A 22,434-nucleotide genomic window follows, 5' to 3' on the forward strand; every position below is an offset into this window, starting at 1 on the left:
GGACTACAATTTTCAAATTGTTAGTTCATTGGTTTGAGTTTAGATTTGAAAAACGTTCATTGAGAATAAAAGTATTGGAAATTCTAGAAGTTGTGATCTGTCAACTATAAACTGGCAACTGCCAACTTATAGAAAATGGGGGATTAGCTCAGCTGGCTAGAGCGCCTGCCTTGCACGCAGGAGGTCATCGGTTCGACTCCGATATTCTCCACCAGGCAATGCCTGGAGATATTTATTTATCTCCATCGTATTGCATAGAGAAGTCACTAATTTAAATATTAGTGGTGACTCACCACAACGTTCATTGACATATTGGGACAGAATATATAAATCATTTAGGTGATTAATATTATTTTGAAAAAAGAAACACGAATTTTTTAAGTAAGAAGTACGAATTAGAATATAAAAGGTCTGGCGACAAGCTGGAAAAGGGCGTATGGGGAATGCCTAGGCTCTCAGAGGCGATGAAGGACGCGATAAGCTGCGAAAAGCTGCGGGGATCGGCACACACGATATGATCCGCAGGTATCCGAATGGGGCAACCCACTATGTTGAAGACATAGTACCCGCCGTAAGGCGGGAGCAAACCCGGTGAACTGAAACATCTAAGTAGCCGGAGGAGGAGAAAACAAAAGTGATTCCGGGAGTAGCGGCGAGCGAAACTGGATTAGTCCAAACCGATTTTGTTTCGGCAAAATCGGGGTTGTAGGACCACAATATCGTGTGCATAATGAACTAGAATCCTTTGGAAATAGGAGCCATAGACGGTGATAGCCCGGTATAGGTAAAGATTGTACATGTAGTGGTATCCTGAGTAGTGCGGGGCACGTGAAACCTTGTATGAAACCGGCGGGACCATCCGCCAAGACTAAATACTCCTGAGAGACCGATAGTGAACCAGTACCGTGAGGGAAAGGTGAAAAGAACCGTGAATAACGGAGTGAAAAAGATCCTGAAACCATACGCTTACAAGCGGTCGGAGTCCGCCTTTGGTGGATGACGGCGTGCCTTTTGCATAATGAGCCTACGAGTTACTTTTACTAGCAAGGTTAAGCCCTTCAGGGGCGGAGCCGTAGCGAAAGCGAGTCTTAACAGGGCGCCATAGTTAGTAGTAGTAGACGCGAAACCGTGCGATCTACCCATGGGCAGGTTGAAGCTGTGGTAACACATAGTGGAGGACCGAACCCGTTGACGTTGAAAAGTCTTGGGATGACCTGTGGGTAGGGGTGAAAGGCCAATCAAGCTCGGAAATAGCTCGTACTCCCCGAAATGCATTTAGGTGCAGCGTGTTATTAGTTTTATAGAGGTAGAGCTACTGATTGGATGCGGGGGCTTCACCGCCTACCAATTCCTGACAAACTCCGAATGCTATAAAATGATGTAACGCAGTGAGGGCATGGGTGCTAAGGTCCATGTCCGAGAGGGAAAGAACCCGGACCATCAGCTAAGGTCCCAAAGTGTGTGCTAAGTTGAACAAACGCGGTGGAATTGCCCAGACAGCCAGGATGTTGGCTTGGAAGCAGCCATTCATTTAAAGAGTGCGTAACAGCTCACTGGTCGAGCGATTCCGCATGGATAATGATCGGGCATAAGCACACCACCGAAGCTATGGCTTTGTATTTATACAAGGGGTAGGGGAGCATTGTAGTGCCGTTGAAGGTGTACCTGCGAGGGATGCTGGAGGAGCTACAAACGAAAATGTAGGCATAAGTAACGATAATGCGGGCGAGAAACCCGCACGCCGAAAGACCAAGGTTTCCCCAGCTATGCTAATCAGCTGGGGGTCAGTCGGGACCTAACGCAGACCCGAAGGGGGAAGTGGATGGACAACGGGTTAATATTCCCGTACCCGCATAGTATTAAAAGCGACGGAGGCGAGAAGTTGGTGCGTGCAGACGGAATTGCACGTTGAAGCGAGTGGTAACACCGCGATAGTACACCGAGGCTACGGCCAAGGTGATAATCCAGCGTATCGACTTCCAAGAAAAGCAAACTATGCGGCCCGTACCGTAAACCGACACAGGTGGTTGGGATGAGTATTCTAAGGCGCTCGAGAGATTCATGGCTAAGGAACTAGGCAAAATAGACCCGTAACTTCGGGAGAAGGGTCGCCCCCCTTTGGGGGGGCCGCAGTGAAGAGGTCCAGGCGACTGTTTATCAAAAACACAGGGCTCTGCAAAATCGAAAGATGAAGTATAGGGCCTGACACCTGCCCGGTGCTGGAAGGTTAAGGGGAGATGTTATCTTCGGAGAAGCATCGAACTGAAGCCCCAGTAAACGGCGGCCGTAACTATAACGGTCCTAAGGTAGCGAAATTCCTTGTCGGGTAAGTTCCGACCTGCACGAATGGTGCAACGATCTGGACACTGTCTCGGCCATGAGCTCGGTGAAATTGTAGTATCGGTGAAGATGCCGGTTACCCGCAGTGGGACGAAAAGACCCCGTGCACCTTTACTATAGCTTCGTATTGACTTCGGTCAAGCAATGTGTAGGATAGCTAGGAGGCTTTGAAGCTGCGTCGCCAGGCGTGGTGGAGCCGTTGTTGAAATACTAGCCTTTGCTTGTCTGAAGCCTAACTCTCTTATGAGAGAACAGTGCGTGGTGGGTAGTTTGACTGGGGTGGTCGCCTCCAAAAGAGTAACGGAGGCTTCTAAAGGTGCCCTCAACACGGTCGGCAATCGTGTGTAGAGTGCAATGGCACAAGGGCGCTTGACTGAGAGACATACAGGTCGATCAGGTTGGAAACAAGAGCATAGTGATCCGGTGGTTCCGCATGGAAGGGCCATCGCTCAAAGGATAAAAGGTACGCCGGGGATAACAGGCTGATCTCCCCCAAGAGCTCATATCGACGGGGGGGTTTGGCACCTCGATGTCGGCTCGTCACATCCTGGGGCTGGAGAAGGTCCCAAGGGTTGGGCTGTTCGCCCATTAAAGTGGCACGCGAGCTGGGTTCAGAACGTCGTGAGACAGTTCGGTCTCTATCTACTGCGGGCGTTAGAAATTTGAGTGGATCTGACTCTAGTACGAGAGGACCGAGTCGGACTGACCGCTGGTGTACCGGTTGTTCCGCCAGGAGCATTGCCGGGTAGCTATGTCGGGATTAGATAAGCGCTGAAAGCATATAAGCGCGAAACTAGCCACAAGATGGGATTTCTTTAAAGGGCCGTGGGAGACTACCACGTTGATAGGCTACAGGTGCAAGTGCAGCAATGTACGCAGCCGAGTAGTACTAATTGCCCGTCAAGCTTGCGCAATATAAGTCCCTCCGTTTCGGCGGAGGGCGACAACCTTTCTTATTTGAAACGCATTTTTACTTAAAAAACTCATTTCTTTTTACAAAACTGTCCCTTTATTATGTCATTTATAAAATTAGATGTTGATGCAAATCAATATTAAAATTTAGGTGGCCATGGCGGTGGGGCCCACCCCTTTCCATTCCGAACAGGGAAGTTAAGCCCACCAGCGCCGATGGTACTGCCCGAAAGGGTGGAAGAGTAGGTCGTCGCCTTTCTTGAGTCCCCTTCACTTTTGTGGAGGGGACTTTTTTTGTTTAAGATTTTATCAAAACTAAACCGTATAATATTTCATATTTTCATATATTTAGGCTGCAAGTTTAGTGTCTTCAACCAAACCTTACAATTCTATCTATTAAATGAAAATAAATACAGAGCTAAAACCGCAAGATCTCACCGTTAAACTTGAGAATTTGTGGTCATATTCAGGTGTCAAGTTAAAAAGTATGACCGCTACTTTAAAAGGTTCATCAGGTTCACCAGTTGTTACAATAAAAGGTAAATATGAACCAAGAAGTTGGACTGATTGGACTCAAGGGTTTCAGTTTGGATCAGAACTGTTTCAGTTTGATGCAACAGATGACTCATATTTCTTAAACCTATCCATAGAAAATATTAAAACAAAAATGACATCGCATGTAAGTCATTTTGGTGTACATGATCATGGCTTCAACAACCTAAGTACTTATGGTAATCTATTAAGGCTTTTAAATGAAGGAAAAGTACCAAATGACCCTTGGTTAAAAGATTATTGTGAATTGGCTTTAAAACTCTCTGCTTCGGTTCAGGCAGAACGTTGGACAGCTTTACCTGAGGGTGGATATATCTATTCTTTTAATGGACCTCATTCTTTGTTTGTTGATACTATAAGAACTATCAGAATTTTAGTAGTTGGTCATTTGTTAGGCCATCATTCTTCAGGTGAAAATGATATAAAGATTAATTTACTTAAAAGAGCTTATCAACATGCTTTAGCTACGGCTAAATATTCTGTTTATTACGGGGAAGGTCGTGACACATATGATGAATGGGGTAGAACGGCACATGAAGCTATTTTTAATACAAATGATGGTAATTTTAGATCTGCTTCAACCCAACAGGGTTATAGTGGGTTTTCAACATGGACCCGTGGTTTAAGTTGGGCAATGCTTGGTTTTGCTGAACAATTAGAATTTTTGCAAAGTCAAGGAGAGCTGCCAGAATTAGATGAGCTAGGTGGAAAGAAATATTTGGAGGAAACTTTTCTTAAGGCCGCAAAAGCAACTTGTGATTTTTATATTGAAAATACTGCCCTAGATGGAATTCCATACTGGGATACTGGTGCTCCTGGATTGACAAATTTACCCAATTATAAAAGCGAAAAATCAAATCCATTTAATGATTATGAACCTATTGATAGTTCAGCTGCAGCTATAGGAGCACAAGGTTTATTGCGTTTGGGTAATTATCTTAAAGAAATAAATTCACCAGATGCAGATAAATATTGGTCTGCTGGTCTTACAGTTGCAAACACTTTATTTGATAATCCATATTTGAGTTCAAATCTAGAACATCAGGGGTTAATATTACATAGTATTTATCATCAACCTAATGGATGGGATTTCCAACCAGAAAATAGTAAAATTCCAAATGGTGAAGCTTGTATGTGGGGTGATTACCATGCACGTGAATTAGCACACTATTTAAATGGGATAATTAAAGGTGATTCATATTACACATTTTTTAAAGACATCATATCTAAATAATGGCCAATAAGAAAATAACACGAGTAGCTCAACTAAAAACAGCTAACGATTTTTTAAACCATCTTTCTGAATTAAAAACTGACATACCTTTTAAAGAAAATTTAAGTGAATTAGGTCAATCAAGTTTAGGTCAAGATTATAAATTAAAATCAGGTAAAACCATTGGCAATCGATTTTGTATTCTTCCTATGGAGGGATGGGATGGTACTAACGATGGCTTGCCAAGTGAACATACAAAACGAAGATGGCATCATTTTGCTATTAGTGGTGCTAAATTATTATGGGGTTGTGAGGCTGTAGCAGTACGTCATGATGGACGAGCGAATCCGAATCAACTGTTGATGAAAGAAAGTCATCTTCCAGTATTTAAAAACTTGTACTCACAGCTAATAACGGATCATCAAGAAAAGTTTGGAAATGCCGATGATTTAATGGTTGGACTTCAATTAACACATTCTGGTCGATTTTCAGTACCAAACGAAAAAGGAGAAAGAGAACCAAAAACACTTTACAAACATTCTGTTTTAGATACCAAATTTAATTTGTCAAAAGATCATTGTACAATGACTGATGATGAAATTGATGAATTGGTGGCCGATTTTATAAAAGCAGCTAGCCTTGCCAAAGAAGCAGGGTTTGATTTTGTAGATATTAAACACTGCCACGGATATTTAGGTCATGAATTTTTAAGTGCGAGAAATCGCACTGGAAAATACGGAGGTTCACTGGAGAATAGGTTGCGTTTTTTAAGGTCAATTGTTGAAGGAATCAATGCGACGAGCGGTATTGCGGTTGGAGTACGATTGAGTGCTTTTGATTTCGTTCCTTATAAAAAAGACGAAACCAATTATGGAATACCATCAGAAATTAATGGTTCTTATATGGAGGCCTTTGGGGGTGATCAAACAGGTACTGGTATAGACCTTTCTGAAGTTTATGAAGTTCTTCAAAGTTTTGAGGACATGGGAATTGAAATGGTTTGTATTACTGCCGGCAGTCCTTATTATAATCCGCATTTAACACGTCCTGCTATATTTCCTCCTTCAGATGGTTACTTGCCACCAGAAGATCCATTGGTTGGGGTTGCAAGACATATAGACGTTACTCAAAAATTGAAAAGTAGATTTCCAAACCTAGCAATAATAGGTTCTGGTTATTCATATTTGCAAGAATGGTTACCAAATGTAGGTGAAGCTGTTGTAGATAAATCTATGGCTGATTTTGTAGGTATTGGAAGAATGGTTTTGAGTTATCCGAATTTGCCAGAAGATATTTTAAATGGTAAAACTTTAGAACGAGGTAAAATTTGTAGAACATTTTCAGACTGCACCACAGGACCTAGAATTGGCTTATTGTCAGGTTGTTTTCCATTGGATGCCTACTATAAAAAAATGCCAGAAGCTACTGCAGTTAAAACCTACAAGAAGGAAGCGCGACTATGATAAAAAACGTTTTAATTACAGGCGGTTCTAGAGGTATTGGTTTAGGTATTGCCCATTCTCTGGCAGAAGATGGTTGTAACATCGCAATCAATGGAGTAAGAGATGAATCTCAAGTTCAAGCAGTATTGAATGAACTAAAAAAATATGGCACTAAGGTTATTTATTGCCAGGGAAATGTGGCGGTTGCAAAGGACAGGGATAGTATAGTTGCAAAAACTATAAGCGAGTTTAAGAATATCAATGTACTTGTAAATAATGCAGGAGTTGGACCAAAGGAACGCGTTGATCTATTAAAAACCAGCGAAGATAGTTATGACCGAGTGATGGGTGTTAATTTGAAAGGAGCTTTTTTTTTGACACAAAAAGTTGCAAATCATATGGTGTCATGTAAAATTGATAATCCAAATTTTGAAGGACAAATAATTAATATGTCTTCAGTTAGCGCAACAATGGTTTCAATAGAGAGAGGCGAATATTGTATATCAAAATCGGGTATGAGTATGATGACTCAATTATTTGCTACAAGATTAGGCGAGTATGATATACCCGTTTATGAATTGAGACCTGGTGTAATTGAAACTGATATGACAGCAGGTGTTCAAGAAAAGTATCAAAAATTAGTGACTGAAGGTCTAACGGTTGAACCGAGAATGGGTCTGCCGAAAGATGTTGCTTTAGCGGTTACAGCACTAGTAAAAGGGCAAATTCCTTATGCAACCGGTCAAGTTTTAAATATAGATGGTGGACTATCAATACCTAGATTTTAAAAATACTATGAAAACGAAACGTAATAAATTATTAGTAGTTATAGATATACTAGCTGTGCTATTATTTGCTGCTACTTTTAGTCCTTTTGTAATACCGGCAGGTGAAATTGATCCTTTTATATTTGGGGTTTCATATACCATGTTTACAGGTTTATTGGTCAGTGTGCTTTTTGTAATTCTGGCTTTTTTGGTTTCACTAGTTAATAAAGAAATAGAGCATGCTGACTAAATTCATTATTGCCGGTACGGTATATCTTGCAATCTTGATTTTTCTTGTCAGGATTACTCGCGTAAAAGAAAAAACAACATCTAATTATTTATTAGGAGGTGGAAATGTAGGTTTTGTAATAGGCCTATTCACCACAGCCGCAACTTTATTCAGCGCCTTTACCGTTATTGGAATGCCTGATTTTTTTAGAACTCATGGAATTGGTGCATGGATATTTTTAGCGGTTTCAGACGCTATGATGGTCTATGGACTTATTCGTGTAGGTGAACTTCTAAGAAGAAAAGCACGCAAGCTCGATTTTAAAGGTATGTCAGGTTTAATGGCGACAACTTACGAAACTAAGTTAGCTGGTTACGTAGCATTTGGTGGTGCTGTGGTTTTTTTAATTCCGTATATCGCCGTACAGATAAGTGGGATTTCTATTTTTCTAAATGCCGCTTTTCCAGAGGCGATTCCTGTTTGGGGTTGGAGTTTGCTAATTGTTGCAATTATGATACTTTATAGCGAGACTGGTGGTCTACGTGCTATTATGTATAATGATACTTTACAAGGAATTTTACTTTTTATAATGATTTGGATTGTTGGTTGGAACTGTATTGAGCATTTTGGAAGTGTTGAATCAATGTTTAAAAAAGTAGAAACTGTCAACAAAGAATTATTATCGGTACCAGGGCCTAAAGGACTTTTTTCACCTCAATTTTTATTGGTGTCAGCAATTGCAATTATTTGTCTGCCCTTTACGCAACCCCAAATTTCAACACGTGTTGTAATTATGCGAAGTAGTTCAGCTTTACGTAAGATGGCAATTGGTCTTGGTGTTGTGGCTATACTTATTATTTTGCCAACAATGTTTATGGGTATGTATGGGGCTGTTTTATATCCTGACGCATCAACGCAAGATTTTATCGGACATGTTTTATTACATGACCAAGCCTCAAGTATTGCTGCTCTCGGATTGGTTGGTTTAATTGCGGCTGCAATTTCAACATCAGATTCGCAAATATTTGCATTAGGTTCTGAATTGCGATCACTACTTTCAATTGATGATAAGAAAGCAGTTTCTATAACTCGTGTATTTATATTTGTATTTGGAATTCTTGCTCTTATATTTTCAATAGTTAGCACGGAACATTTGGTGTTATTAGCAAGAACTAGTTTTACGGGTACAGCTATGATGGCACCGATGATACTTGTAGGTATTTTGAGTTCTAAGAAACTAACTAAACTTATGCCAATTGTTACTTTGTCAGCCTTGTTAATTTTTATATTGGCAAAGTTAGGTGTGTTACCTACAAAAATAGGGATGCTTCAAATTGAACTAGTACTATTTATAAGTTTAGCTATAGCTGCTATAATTGAAGTAAAGTTGCTTCGTTCAACTAAGACTAGCGTAGAATCTAATTCATAGCTAATAATATATATTCGTAGATAGAAGTTGTATAATTACTTCTTAACCCATTGAATACTATTCTTTACGAGTGTTTGATATGCTTTTAAATCATGAGCACGCTCGTCGTGACCTAATGTATTGGCTACAATTTTTGCTTTAGGATGTTTTACTATCCAAACAACTGGAAACTCTTCGCTTGATTCCAATCCTTTTCCTATCGCTAAAACCTCAATTTCAGTTCCTTCAGGATCTTTTTTCCATCGATATAACTCATCCACAATTCTAAATTTAGATGGTACGCCCTTCATTAAAGGATGATTTGGTTTTATCACTCGGACTTCAAATTCTTGCAACTTTTCATGAGATTTAGACCCCCCGCCAACAAGTTGTTTGTTGTATTCGGGCCAATCAGGCCAATTATACCATGTGCTTGGGTGATATATTAGCATATTCATAGCTCCATCATTAACCCTTGTCATAATAGCATCTCTAGTATTTTGATCTAGAGGTTTATTATTACATAGGTATAATATATCAGTGTCAGAAATCCATGATCCAAATTCAGCCGAAATTTCTGTATAGGTAACTGTGTTATTCCCATTTTCACTCAGCAATTTTCCATCTTGAATTCCGAAGAACTTTAAAAAATCATGGGACCCATTTCCTCCCATCATTGAAATTCTTGGTGCATTTTCATCGTGAGAAAGATAAGTGCCAGGCGCGTTTACAATAATTACTCCTTGCATCATAAGCCAATGCCCTGGAAAGGTACAGACAAATGGGTAGCGACCTGGAGCATCAGGTAATTTGAAAATGATAGATTCTGTATTACCTGGGTCTAACATTTTTGTAGAACCCAAGACATAACGTGAGTTTGGAACATATTCCATTTTTGCGGCCTCTGGATCTTTTAAAAATTCATCTACAACTTTACCAAAGGTCTCTAAACTGCCTTTTTGTAAAACAACTAAGTTGTGTGGCATTTGATCTTTATTATTCAGGACTAATTCTACCGTTTGACCTGCAGTAGCATATAGAACTTTTTTGTCATAAGCCATTTTTTGATTTACAGTATTTAGGGTGAATTGCACATCAGCTACGACTTTTCCAATTTTTCCAATCCCAACATCAATATGCTGTTGCCCACTTTCGTTATGACAAAATACCGCGATTGTATTTTTTCCTTTTTTAAAGAGCTTTCCTTTTTCAGAATCTAGTTTTAGATATTTATATGTACTTGTGTAACCCTCTCCTTTCAATAATAACTTTCCGTTTACATAAATTTCATAGTTTTCATCATGTAAAATTTTAATAATAGGCTCTGTAATTTCTTCGTTGATGTTCACCACTCTGCGCATCCATATATTAGGTTTCGTCCATTTGGTTTTTGCTGATTTGGTGTCTGCTCCCCCAAAAACTGAAGGTCCTTTGTTCCATTTTGAGTCATCAAAATCTTCAGAGGTCCAATTGTCTGCTGGTTTTTCTTCAGTATACGTCCAACTCGTTTTTCCTTCCTCACTTGACGTGACTAGTATAGTAACTGACTTTGGGTCTATTATTTCATTATTCAATTCTTTGTTATATACCTTTAATGCCGCATTTAACCATTTGTCAGTAGTATTTACATCATCATGTGACATTTGTGTTACTGCTTTTGATAAAGCATTTGTTTCAGGTAATTCTCCAGCTCTCAATAATGCAGCCAGTCGCAATTGTAAATTACTGCTCGTCAAAAGATTTGAATTCAACAACTGCTGACTTCCTTCATCCGAGTTTGGTAAAAGCGCTAAAGCTGCTCGTTTGACCGCATAATTACCTTTGGACAAACAATTAACTACGGCACTGTTTGCTTCTTTATTATTGCCATTAAATACATTTAATCCATCGAGTGTCCATAAGGCATGTAGAGCCGATTCGCTATGATTAGTTAGTTGGATTAAATCAGGAATAAGGTCAATTTTATTATTTTCTACAATTAATCTTTGAGCAGTTGTTCGCCAAAACATATTGTCACTTTGTAGCGCTTCTAATAAGGCATCATTATCTGATAAATTCAAATTTTCAATATCAGAATCATCTCCATTTTCATGTTTAATAATGTAGATTCTACCATGGCCTTTGTCACGGTTAGTGTTTAAATGAGCATTACCTTCACCTTTATTATCGTTCCAAATTTGGTTTTCCATGCCTCTCTTATCAGGATTATGTTGAATTACAGGATTGTACCAATCGGCAACCCATAAGTTTCCATCAGGTCCTGTTTCAGTAAATACTGGTGCTGTCCATGCATCCGTACTAGCAAAAATATTTCCGCCGTCAACTTCTACATAGCCGGCTCCTTCTTTTTCAATTTTAGCTATATGTACCAAATGACCTGTGGGCTCATTAACATACATTTGGTTTTGATATTTTTCAGGATAATTTCTTGCAGTGTAGAAATTTGCTCCTGCAGCAGCAGTATAACCGCCTCGAACATCAACTTGTTGCAAAGGAATAGAATCAGGGCTAAAAATCTCATAATGCCCTTGAATGAAATCTGAATCAATGGCCCAAGATGGTTTTTTATCTAAATAACTATAGTGTTTTAAAGGAATACCTACGTAACAAGCATGATTGTTATTTGCTGTAGAACCAAATATTTCGAAACTCTCATTAAATCCGAGTCCCCAAGTGTTGTTGTTGAATTGCCCAACTGGTTCAAAATAAGAACCGTCTTTAGTGAAACGGTACACCCCCATTTTAAAGTTTACACTATTATTTTCGAATTGATTTTCAAAGCCAGAGTATCCCACCGAACCCCAAATCATATTATCAATACCGTATCTTAGACTTGAGGGTCCAGCATGGGTGTCCCAAGTGCCAAATCCATTAAAAAGAATAGTACTTTTATCCATTTTATCGTCGCCGTCAGTGTCTTCAAGAAAAACCATATTTGGGGCTTGAGCAACAATAATTCCCCCTTTTACTTTGGTAATTCCTGTGGTAAGACTTTGCTCAGTTGCGAATTCAGTAAACTTGTCTGCCTTGCTATCGCCATTGGTGTCTTCACAAATAGTAATTCTGTCTCCACCCACATCATTATTCAAGCCGTGTGGGTAATCTTGTGACTGTACTACCCAAAGCCTACCTCTTTCATCCCAAGTGAAAGCAATCGGATTTATGATGTTAGGTTCGGCCGCAAACAATTCTGCTTCAAAACCTTCAGGAAGTTGTATGTGCTTTTGTGAATCTTCAGGGCTCAACGGATTTTGAATTCTTGGTTCATCACCTGTGAACGTCAAAACTGGAGGTTTCTCTTTGGTTTGCGAGCACCCAATTAGAAGTAATCCAATAAAAAAGAACACTGATTTGTAGAAGTTTGAATTCATGAGAATATGATTTATACTGTTTCTTATCTGTAATTTGAGTACGGTAATTCTTTGCTAATATCTACTGTTCCTTCTTCCCAACCTTCAGGTGGTGACAAAATTGCTAGAAACTCTAATTCGCCCTTTCCCCCATTAAAAGTCGCATGACCTACATCTGAGGGAATGAAAATGGATTCACCAGCATTCAATAGTTGCATTTCATTTTCAACCCATTGTTCAGCAGTTCCATTTAAGACATATAGAATTTCGTTCATCTTAGGATGCTTATGAAAAGTATGACCTTCACCTTCTTTTACAATAACTTTCACCATGTAACAATCACCCTGTTTAATCAATTCAGGGTGATAATGCCAAAAGTGTTCTCGCCCAAATACTTTTTCGTACATGAGGTCATCTTTTTTCATAAATGTCCAGCCCTTTTTCATGATCTATTTTTGGTTGAGAGACAATGACTTAAATTCTTTTGTTAAATTGGTAAGAGAAGCTTCTACACCCATTCTTTCAAGAGATGATGCACCCACAAAACCATGCAGTCCGTTTACGTGTTCTAAAGCATAACGTACATCTTCAGGAGTATTTATTGGTCCGCCATGTGCTAAAAAAAAGGTGTTGTTATTTACTTTTTTTACGGCATCAACTATATTTTGGGTTCGCTCTAAAGCTGCATCCATAGAAACGGTTGCACCAGTAACACCTATAGAACCACCTACTGTAGTGCCTACATGCGCTATTATGGCATCTGCACCAGCATCTGCCATTTGAACCGCTTCTTCTGGTTTGGCAACATAAACAATAGAAAACATATCCATTTTTGTAGCCAATCGAATCATATCAACTTCTTTTTGAAAACTCATACCGGTTTCTTCAAGTACATTTCTAAAATGCCCATCTATAATGGAATGAGTTGGAAAATTATTGACACCAGAAAACCCCATATCCTTAACTTTTCCTAAAAAATGCCACATTCTTCTACGGGGGTCACTGCCATGAACTCCGCAGATAACCGGAATCTCTTCAACTACAGGAAGCACTTCAAACTCGCCAATTTCCATAGCCACAGCATTTGCATCACCATAGGCCATCATTCCTGCAGTAGATCCATGTCCTGACATTCTAAATCTTCCTGAATTATAAATAATAAGCAAGTCGGCACCTCCCTTTTCAATAAATTTGGCGCTAATGCCAGTTCCGGCTCCAGCGGCAATTATTGCCTTGTTTTTGTCTAAAGTGGCTTGTAAGCGATCTCTAACTTCTTGTTTGGTGTAGGGGTTACCTATTCCTGTCCATTGATTTGGCATTATCTATTTTTTTAGATTATTTTTCTAATAGTTCTAGCATTGATTTTATAGCATGTTCAGCAAAATCAATTGTATTTATATTTGCTTCAACCTCTATAACCTGAATCTTTTCATTAAGATTTTTCTTTATTGAGTTGAATAAAACTGCATCTATGTCAGGGCGACAGAAAGCGCCTTTTGCAGCACTAATTTTGGAAGTGCCTCCTAAGGGTAATATTACCGTAACTGGGGCAGTTGATTTATTTAGTTTTTCTGCAAAAGTTTTGCCTAATATTTCATTCTCCTCTTCATTTGTTCGCATTAATGTGACATCTGGAGCCCAACTAAATAAGTGTCTATTTTTATACTTCTGCGGTACGGTATCTAATGCTCCAAAATTTACCATGTCTAAACAGCCAGGTGCTACTACTTGGGGAATTCCAATCTTGGCTGCTGATTCTAATCGATTAGGCCCAGCACTACAAATTCCGCCGCACAAATCATCTGCTAATTCAGTGGTTGTCAAATCTAGAATGGCATCAAAACAACCATCTAATGTTAAAGACTCCATAGTTTTACCTCCAGTTCCTACGGCATGAAATGAAAGTACATCATAGTTTTTCGCCTTTAATAGTTCGGTACATCGTTCTGCACATAATGAAGTATTACCAAAAACGCTAATAGCAATAGTTCCAGAATTGGTTTTTGGGTCAGTTAAAGTGGACTTAATCATTCCGGAAATAGCTCCTGCAGCTTGTTGAATCAAGATTCTGCTTATTGAATTTAAGCCATTAATATCTACTAATGAGGGCATTAAAGTGATGTCTTTGGCGCCAATGACCTGAGATAAATCTTTGGTTGCCAATGTGCTTAAGCATAATTTCGGAATTCCAAAAGGAACTGCCTGCATGGCGGTTATGGCCATGTATGTACCACCACCGCCACCCATTCCAATAATTCCGTCTATATTTTTTTCAGAGCAGAGTTTGGTGATAATTTTAGCAGCACCAGCACCCATTATATCGAGGGCTTCGCTTCGCTTTATAGCTTTACGTAGTTGCATTATATTTGAACCACCAGCTTTTGCTACATCGTCTGAATCAAAATCTATTTTAAAAGTTGCTTGGGAATCGAAAATTCCCGTGTTCAGCGTTAGTACTTCAAGACCAGTTTTTATTAGACATGAATGAAGATAACTGAAATCTTCACCTTTAGTGTCGTAACAACCAACAATGAGTACGCTTTTAGACATTAATTATTTTAAAAAAAATATTAGAAAATCAATTCATCGGATGCATTTTTAGTAACTCAGCAGGCGTGTAGAAACCTTCTTTGTCTTTAGTAGCTTCACGAACCTCTTTTACTTTTTCAGGTGAAATGGCAGATGCTTTGTTATCAAAAGCATTTCGAACAAATGTTAGTACAGAAGCAACTTCATTATCGTTTAACATTCCTCCGAAAGGTGTCATAGGAACTTGTCCTGAATACGATTTGCCTTGTAATTCAAAAGGTCCCATTAAACCATGCAACGTAAGTTTTATTAGTCGTTCTTCATTGCCTGTAACCCATTCTGATTTAGTCAAAGGAGGAAACTGCGATGCGCTCAAACCTTTACCATCAGGTTGGTGACAAGTAACACAGAAACCTTCACGATTATAAATTTCTTCACCTTTTACGAATAGTTCTTTTTCTGCACCTTTTAAGTCAGTTTTTGTTCCTTTAGTTTCTGGGTCTTGACCGACATTCACATCATTAATATGTGCAATTGCAGCTTCATAAGGTTTTTCCATCCATTTATCTAATGGCATTTCACCTGCAGTTTCAATAATAGGTAGACCAATTTCTTTCTCAAGCCATGATGCAGCTACAAAAGCCTCAAGTCGAACACGAGGATTTTCATCTTTGGCTGCTGCCATAAGTAAATCTGCTTGATTTGGAATTTGATGTCCTGAGTAACGCAATACTTTTACAGCGGCCGTACGTGCTCTAAAATCTTTAGCATTTAAAACTTGTTGTAAAATGTCTTTGTCAACAGCATCAAGTCCCCAAGTTACCCACAAAGCCTCTAAAATATAATGGTCATATTTTGGGTCGTTTTTATCTAAGCCTTCAACCCATAGTTTTGTTTTAGACAATACATCTGAAACGTCTCTTGCTCGTAACTCTCGCTTTGTTCGGTAACGTGAGCGAAATTCTGGCAGTTTTAAATTTTCTAATAACTCTTCGATGCTTGCATTTACAATTTTTGCTGGCGCTACTAGAGGTCTTGAAGGATAGGTTATTCTATAAATTCTACCATGTACATGATCACGTAATGGATCACGAGCATTATGCTGCATATGACCAACTAAAATATTTTGCCAGTCAATTACATATAATGATCCATCGGGAGCGAACTCCATATCAACGGGTCTGAAATTAGTATCACTGCTGCGGATTAAATCTAGACGGTGACGACTAATGTAACCTGAGCTATTTGGGTCATCAACAATAGTATGTTGTTTGGTGCCTAAAAATCCGATAGTATTATTAATGATAATATCACCTTGAACTTCTTCAGGAAAATGACGACTTGAAATAAACTCTAATCCAGATGTTGGGCGAACTCTATGGGCATCTTCAATTAGGTTTTTAGGTTTAGGCGAAGCTTGTCCATAACGTGGTAAAATTGATCCAGGAGTCATCCAGGTCATGTCTGGTCCTGAAGTATCAGCAAAAAATGGTTGTCCCCATTCGTCAAAAGCAATTCCCCATGGATTTGGTATAGGTAATTGAGCAGTGCGTTCTAAATGGTGACGTTGTGGACTATAGCGATAAAACCCACCATTAGTTGCACGAACGGGACCATAAGCAGTTTCAATATTAGTATGTAGAAAAACACCTTCACCCATATAAATTGCACCTGATGGGTCGGCAGCGAAAGCGCCAGCGGTATGGTGCGTATCATGATCATCAAATCCGCTTAATATTATTTCTCTTTCATCTGCTTTATCATCACCATCGGTGTCTTTTAATAAAACAAGATTGGTACCTTGTGAAACATAAACACCTTCAGGAGCAAATTCAAAACCAATAGTTAGATATAAATCATCAACAAATGTTGTTTGCTTATCAGCTTTTCCATCATTATCCGTATCCTCCAAAATAATTAGCTTGTCATTGGGTTTGCTATCACCTGGTTTGTATGCAGGATATGTTGGCATAACACCTACCCAAAGCCTCCCTTTATTATCAAAGGACATTTGATTAGGGTTTGCTAAATCTGGGAATTCTTCTTCAGAGGCGAATAGTTCAACTTTGTAACCTTTTGCAACTGTAAATTTATCTATGGATGCTTCACCGGTAATATATCCTTGTTCTACATCACCCATGCCATCATCGTAATTTGATTTTACTGGAGGCAGCGTTCTTGTATTTTCATCTGCTGTAGCTAAATCCATCGTTCTGCCAAGATTAGCCTCCCAAATAGCGGTATCTCTAATTTTGACCATTTGACTGATTTTTTCTTTCTCGTAAGGGTAATTATCAGGTCCGAAAGGATCGTATCTTCTTCCCCAAGCATGAACGCCATTGGGTAATTTAATTACATTGTGCCAATACCAATTCTTTTCAGCTACGGCGTCATGTACTATTTTTCTATTGGAATCAACTGCATTTTCTTCTCCGAAAAAAGAATCTGCTAATAGCTTTGCAAATTTTTGATAGCCTAAGTCATTCAATTGAAAACCATCTGCAGTTATATCTTCAGATTCTGTATCGTACCAATCTTTACTTGGTGTAAAAGCATCTAAGAAAGCTATATTCTCTTTGGCTGCTATTTCACGCATAGCCTCAGTATAAAGCTTTAAGTTTTTGTTTTCTTCAATACCATTTGGTAAATCCATTTTAGAGGACAAATCTTCGAATGCAATAGGCGATACCAAAGCTAATCTTGGAGCGGTTTTTCCATTGTATTTTTGAGATTTAGTGTGAGCAATAAAACCTTGCAATTCATTTTTATAATTTTCTAATCCAGCCTCACCTTTAAACGATTCGTTATATCCAAAAAAAGCAATAACAACGTCGGCTTTTAAATCGGTTAACCATTCATCTTCTGTAGGGAAAAAACCAATACTACCTGATTTGTTGGCTAATTCTGTATGAAACTTCTCGGCTCCTGGATATGCCCAAGGTTCTTTACGTGAAGAATGTGGACGAAAGCCTGGGGTGTTACCCGGGTCAGCCATATTACGAATAAACAAAGTACTGTCAGGGTATCGTAATTGCATTTCAGTTTCAAAATGTCCAAAATTCAACATTCTAGAAGCAAGGTTGTTGCCAATAAGTACAATGTGGTCGTCCTTCTGTATTTTGATTGCACCTTCTTTTTTATTGGTGCAGCTAATGTTTAAAATGGCTACTACAAATAACACTCTAAAAAAATTCTTCATATTTTCTATCATCCTAAAAGTGACATTATTCATTAAAATTGTACATGTATTCCTTGTTCTACAGATTGTTCACAAGCTTCAATAATTTTTTGACAAGTTATCGCATCTTCAATACTCGATAGTGGTTTTTCACCTTGTCGTAAAACTTGGTTTATAAAATGAGTAGCGGTATTTTTTATTGATTCAGGGTAACATTGATAGGTTTGCGAATGTGCGCCATTTCTAGCGTTGATTACAAAATCTCTATAACTATATCGCGTGCTTCCTTTTGTTCCAATAACTTTTATAATGCAGCTCCACGGATCTCCTGAATGGTCGTCATTTGCAAAACTTGCACATAAGTGACTTAAGGTGCCATTTTGCATTTGAATTGTAGCCATGGCTATATTTTCTTGTGGAGCCAAGGTGTCGTCTACTGTGTTTTTTAAACAGGATATGGTTTTCGGGTTGCCAGCTAAGTAGAGCATGGTGTAACTATGATGCGTTAATATTTGTCGAATTACTCCAGGATATCTTGCGCGAATTTCATCTGCATGATGAATATTATACATCATGTAAAACTGAGTTATATCGCCCAGTTTACCAGATTCAATCATCTGTTTTGCACGCATGATTCCGGGTTCATAAATATAATTATGTACTGGCATACAAGTAACACCAGCTTTGTCAATGGCATCTTGCATTTTATTAAGTTCAGCAATACTTGAAGCTGCTGGTTTTTCAACTAAAATATGTTTTCCGTATGAAGCTGCTTTTATAGTGTACTCGCAGTGCGTTTCCATATTCGTTAAAATGAAGACAGCATCAATCTTTGGATCTGCTAATAATTCGTCAACGGTTGAATAAACATCACATCCAAATTTTGCAGCCTTTACTTCGGCTTTTGAGGTAGTCCTATTCCAAATTCCAATAAGCTCAGCTCCCTGTAAGTCATTTATTGCCTCTGCATGCAAATCAGCAATGTCTCCCGCGCCAATAAATCCTATTCCTATGGTCTTCATTTGTTTTGTAACTATTAATTTGGTCAGAAATATTTAGTTTCTATAAAATTTAATCTCAATCTACGACGCAGGTTTTGAATATTCTAAGGCACCTTTTTCGGCCATAGCTTTAAATTCAATAAGAGAATTTCTAATTCCTTCTGATATTTTACACAAAGGGAGGTTAGAAAAAGTACTCGCTATTTTTGTGTGGTCTAGGTCACAAACAAAAAGATTAGGTGGTGCATTTTCTACTATTGAAAGTGAAACATAATCACCCAAACCTAAGGCTATAGCTTCTTGTTTAGCTAAGTCTAAATACGACTGAATAGGAATAGTTTCCCCTTGAATGTTAAATGCGCCAAAACCTTCAAAATCCTGTGTAGTTACAGCTGCGAATTGTGCTCCTACATCTTCTACAAAATGATAATTTTCTCTACCTTGATAGGGCATTGCGAAAGGCATTAGCTCTTTTTTCTTAGCTCCTAAAACAATGGCTTTTAGTGCGTTTGTTGGTGCAGATGTTTTTCCTTTATCTCGACCTTTTCCATAAGTAGTATTTATTCGCAAGCATACAGTCGGTACTTTAGTGTTATCATAGAACAAACGTGCTAGATGCTCACCTGCTAATTTCCAGATTCCGTAGTGATTTGGTGGTGCAAGTTGTACATCTTCTGAAATAGTTTCTTGAGGGTACATAGATCGCATGCCATAAACGGCAGCCGAGCTAGCGAATACAAATCGTTTTAAATTGGTAAGCTTTTCCGCAGCATCAAACAAAGCCATGGTGCCACCAGTATTAATTTCCATGCCACCAATATGGTCGTTAGAACAATCTGGACTTTGATAAGCTCCTAGGTGAATAATATGTGTTGGGTCTACTTCTAATAGAACTCTTTTTATTTCTGAATAATTAGAAACATCAAGCGTTACAAATTCAATGCGCGGGTCTAAATCTTTACCAAGCCATAGTTTTAGTGGCTCAGCGTTATTTGAGCGAGAAGCAACTACAATTTTATCTACGTGTTCAGATTGTAAAAGTTTATATATAGTGACAGAGCCAATACAACCTGTTCCGCCAGTGATGAAAATTTTGTTCATATTGATAAGATAATAGTCTTTTGAATTTAGACTTTTTAATTATTGAACTTGGTACTAATTCATTTTTACGACGGCCTTCATGTTTAAGGCTTTTATAGAATCTTCAAAGGCTTTTGTGACATTTTCAAATTCATAAAGGTCTGTATAATGCTCTGCAGGAAATACGCCAGTCACCATCAATTTCATGGCAGACATATAATCTTCTCTACAAGAACCCATAGATCCACGCATATTTAAAGAAGTTCTAGTCAAATGTGTTGCGTTAATTGCTACTTCTTGTCCGTAAGTTGCAATTACACAAATGTCACCTTCAGGTCGAACCACTTCAATTGCCTCACTAAGTACTGGCGGCACGCCTGAACATTCTATCACTAAATCAACTTTTCCGTTGGTACCAAATGGAATACCATCTGCATCAGTTATTCCATTTTGTAATTGAGCAGTAAGTGAATTTTCTGGAGATACTTCTAGCGTAATAAATCCTCTTTCTTTAGCTTTTTTCAACCGGATATCTCTATCGTGGGCAAGACCAGTAACAGCAACTCGCGCACCTGAAGCTCGTGCAACTTCCGCAGACATTAATCCAATAATACCACAACCAGTTACGACAACATCTTGACCAGGTTTGATACTACATTTATTATACAAAGCATTTGTAATTATTGACAGAGGCTCTACAAGAGCACCTTGTGCTGGGGTTAATCCATCTAACAAATGAACAACGCGATCAGATTCAAGAACTACACGTTGACCGAATCCTCCATTTCTATGAAAACCTATGATTTCTTTTTTCGCACAAAGATTCCATTTTGATACACTGCATGCTGGGCAATCTTCTTCTTGGCAACCTAACATTGCAAGGGGTGTGAAAATATCACCTACTTTCACATCGCCGTGATCACCAGGGCCTAGTTCTAAAACTTCTGCACTAAACTCATGTCCGATTACCCTTGGGCGTTGTACCCAATCAAAATTAGCTTTTGCAATTGTGGCACTATTATCAGATCCGCAAATGCCTGTGTATAGCGGTTTTGCTAGTATTTCACCTTCTTTTAATTCAGGGATATCCATTGTTACAACTTCAGCATTGCTTGTAACTGATACACCTGAGTTCGGATATATTTTTTCTTTTCCTTGAAGGCAAAAGCCTTTTATTGTTTCACTCATTCTTTCTAATCGTTGTTTGTTCTTGAATGCTTACTCTTTAGAAATCTTATTGGATATTACCAATTCACACCAGTGTCTTTCCAACTCTTTGATGCGGCAGAATTTAATACTGCTTCACATACTTTTTGTGTTTCTTGAGCTTCTCTAAATGTTGGTGAACATGGTTTGCCTTCTCCTAAGTTTTTTAAGAAATCAGCGATTTGGTGTACGAAACTATGTTCGTAACCTATTGAAAGTCCTGGAACCCACCACTTGTCCATATATGGGTGATCACCATCAGTTACATGAATGGTACGCCATCCTCTTTCTTGTGATTCATCTCTATGGTCAAAATATTCTAAACGAGAAAGATCGTGCAAGTTCCATTTTATAGATGCATGTTCGCCATTTATTTCAAATGTAAATAAGGCTTTATGACCACGCGCATATCTTGTTGATTCAAAAAGGCCTAGTGAACCATTGTCAAAATGGCAATGAAATAGACATGCATCATCAATAGTGACTTTTTGTTTTTCGCCAGTACCGGTATGAATTCTTTCTTTAATAAAGGTTTCGGTCATTGCAGAAACATCTGTAATTCCTCCATTCAACCACATTGCGGTATCAATACAATGGGCTAATAAATCTCCAGTTACACCAGAGCCAGCAGCGTCATTATCTAAACGCCAAAGGCCTTCGCCACCTTGTGGTAATTCTGGACTAATGGTCCAGTCTTGTAAAAAGTTAGAACGGAAGTGGAAGATTTTACCCAATTTACCAGCATCAATCATTTGCTTTGCCAGTGTTACGGCTGGTATTCTTCGGTAATTAAAATATACAGTATTCGGAACTCCCGCTTTTTCAATTGCATCAACCATCGGTTGCGCTTCAGCAACCGTTCTGGCTAAAGGTTTTTCGCAAAGTACCATTTTACCTGCTTCAGCAGCTGCAATTGCAATTTCTGCGTGCATATTGTTAGGTGTGCAAATATCTATTGCGTCAATATCATCACGAGCAATTAAAGTGCGCCAATCAGTTTCTATAGATTCATAACCCCATTGATCAGCAAAGGCTTGCACGCGTTCTTTGTTTCTTGCGCAAACTGCTTTTAAAACAGGTTTGTATTTTAAATCAGGAAAAAAATCTCCTACTCTTTTGTAAGCGTTTGAGTGAGTTCGACCCATAAAGCCATAACCTACTAAGCCTATTCTTAATTCTTTCTTCATCTTATAATTATATTGTAATTCATGCCTGGGCGTGAATCGT

At 38.7% G+C, this 22,434-nt stretch carries 14 protein-coding genes, 2 tRNA genes and 2 rRNA genes (1 of these 18 only partly in view); 9 read left to right on the plus strand and 9 right to left on the minus strand.

The features are described 5' to 3' along the window. The 9 genes from JQC67_RS06140 to JQC67_RS06180 form a co-directional block, all read left to right on the plus strand. Positions 1 to 6, plus strand: a tRNA-Ile gene (locus tag JQC67_RS06140); it begins 68 nt to the left of the window's first position. Between the two features lie 131 nt (positions 7 to 137). Continuing rightward, positions 138 to 214 (plus strand) — tRNA-Ala (locus JQC67_RS06145). A gap of 200 nt (positions 215 to 414) precedes the next feature. Further along, a 23S ribosomal RNA gene (locus tag JQC67_RS06150) occupies positions 415 to 3,254 on the plus strand. Between the two features lie 145 nt (positions 3,255 to 3,399). Further along, positions 3,400 to 3,511 (plus strand): 5S ribosomal RNA (gene rrf / locus JQC67_RS06155). A gap of 141 nt (positions 3,512 to 3,652) precedes the next feature. Beyond that, the gene (locus JQC67_RS06160; RefSeq protein WP_203251958.1) at positions 3,653 to 5,038 is read left to right on the plus strand and encodes a glycoside hydrolase family 88 protein; all 1,386 of its coding nucleotides are present in this window, start codon (positions 3,653 to 3,655) and stop codon (positions 5,036 to 5,038) included. After that, positions 5,038 to 6,480 carry an oxidoreductase gene (locus JQC67_RS06165; RefSeq protein ID WP_203251959.1) on the plus strand — a complete coding sequence of 481 codons (1,443 nt, stop codon included), beginning with the start codon at positions 5,038 to 5,040 and terminating at the stop codon, positions 6,478 to 6,480. The genes JQC67_RS06160 and JQC67_RS06165 overlap by 1 nt, the downstream gene beginning before the upstream one ends. Beyond that, positions 6,477 to 7,247 (plus strand): 3-ketoacyl-ACP reductase, encoded by a 771-nt coding sequence (locus JQC67_RS06170; RefSeq protein ID WP_203251960.1) that lies wholly within the window; start codon positions 6,477 to 6,479, stop codon positions 7,245 to 7,247. The genes JQC67_RS06165 and JQC67_RS06170 overlap by 4 nt, the downstream gene beginning before the upstream one ends. Positions 7,248 to 7,254: 7 nt before the next feature. Continuing rightward, the gene (locus tag JQC67_RS06175; protein ID WP_203251961.1) at positions 7,255 to 7,476 is read left to right on the plus strand and encodes a hypothetical protein; all 222 of its coding nucleotides are present in this window, start codon (positions 7,255 to 7,257) and stop codon (positions 7,474 to 7,476) included. Further along, positions 7,466 to 8,884 (plus strand): sodium:solute symporter family protein, encoded by a 1,419-nt coding sequence (locus JQC67_RS06180; RefSeq protein WP_203251962.1) that lies wholly within the window; start codon positions 7,466 to 7,468, stop codon positions 8,882 to 8,884. Before JQC67_RS06175 ends, JQC67_RS06180 begins: the two co-directional genes overlap by 11 nt. Positions 8,885 to 8,919: 35 nt before the next feature. Here the strand turns inward: JQC67_RS06180 and JQC67_RS06185 are convergent, their stop codons facing one another. Genes JQC67_RS06185 through JQC67_RS06225 form a run of 9 tightly spaced genes read right to left on the minus strand, consistent with a single transcriptional unit; the run spans position 8,920 to position 22,394 of the window. After that, positions 8,920 to 12,234, minus strand: a complete 3,315-nt coding sequence (locus JQC67_RS06185) for a PVC-type heme-binding CxxCH protein (protein WP_203251963.1) — start codon at positions 12,232 to 12,234, stop codon at positions 8,920 to 8,922. A 23-nt stretch (positions 12,235 to 12,257) separates the two neighbouring features. Beyond that, positions 12,258 to 12,659 (minus strand): cupin domain-containing protein, encoded by a 402-nt coding sequence (locus tag JQC67_RS06190; protein WP_203251964.1) that lies wholly within the window; start codon positions 12,657 to 12,659, stop codon positions 12,258 to 12,260. 3 nt (positions 12,660 to 12,662) lie between these two features. After that, a complete protein-coding gene (locus JQC67_RS06195) occupies positions 12,663 to 13,532 on the minus strand; it encodes a phosphoenolpyruvate hydrolase family protein (protein ID WP_203251965.1) in 870 nt (289 codons plus the stop codon). A gap of 16 nt (positions 13,533 to 13,548) precedes the next feature. After that, positions 13,549 to 14,763, minus strand: coding sequence for a Tm-1-like ATP-binding domain-containing protein (locus JQC67_RS06200; protein WP_203251966.1), 1,215 nt, complete (start codon positions 14,761 to 14,763; stop codon positions 13,549 to 13,551). 28 nt (positions 14,764 to 14,791) lie between these two features. Further along, positions 14,792 to 17,941 carry a PVC-type heme-binding CxxCH protein gene (locus JQC67_RS06205; protein ID WP_238934500.1) on the minus strand — a complete coding sequence of 1,050 codons (3,150 nt, stop codon included), beginning with the start codon at positions 17,939 to 17,941 and terminating at the stop codon, positions 14,792 to 14,794. A gap of 32 nt (positions 17,942 to 17,973) precedes the next feature. Continuing rightward, positions 17,974 to 18,942 (minus strand): Gfo/Idh/MocA family protein, encoded by a 969-nt coding sequence (locus JQC67_RS06210; protein ID WP_203251967.1) that lies wholly within the window; start codon positions 18,940 to 18,942, stop codon positions 17,974 to 17,976. 60 nt (positions 18,943 to 19,002) lie between these two features. Further along, positions 19,003 to 20,022, minus strand: coding sequence for an NAD-dependent epimerase/dehydratase family protein (locus JQC67_RS06215; RefSeq protein WP_203251968.1), 1,020 nt, complete (start codon positions 20,020 to 20,022; stop codon positions 19,003 to 19,005). A 54-nt stretch (positions 20,023 to 20,076) separates the two neighbouring features. Next, positions 20,077 to 21,189 (minus strand): zinc-dependent alcohol dehydrogenase, encoded by a 1,113-nt coding sequence (locus JQC67_RS06220; RefSeq protein ID WP_203251969.1) that lies wholly within the window; start codon positions 21,187 to 21,189, stop codon positions 20,077 to 20,079. A 56-nt stretch (positions 21,190 to 21,245) separates the two neighbouring features. Then, positions 21,246 to 22,394, minus strand: coding sequence for a Gfo/Idh/MocA family protein (locus JQC67_RS06225; protein ID WP_203251970.1), 1,149 nt, complete (start codon positions 22,392 to 22,394; stop codon positions 21,246 to 21,248). Between the last annotated feature and the right edge of the window lie 40 nt (positions 22,395 to 22,434).

The organism is Aurantibacter crassamenti (assembly GCF_016811105.1).
In the GTDB taxonomy this organism is placed as follows: domain Bacteria; phylum Bacteroidota; class Bacteroidia; order Flavobacteriales; family Flavobacteriaceae; genus Aurantibacter_A; species Aurantibacter_A crassamenti.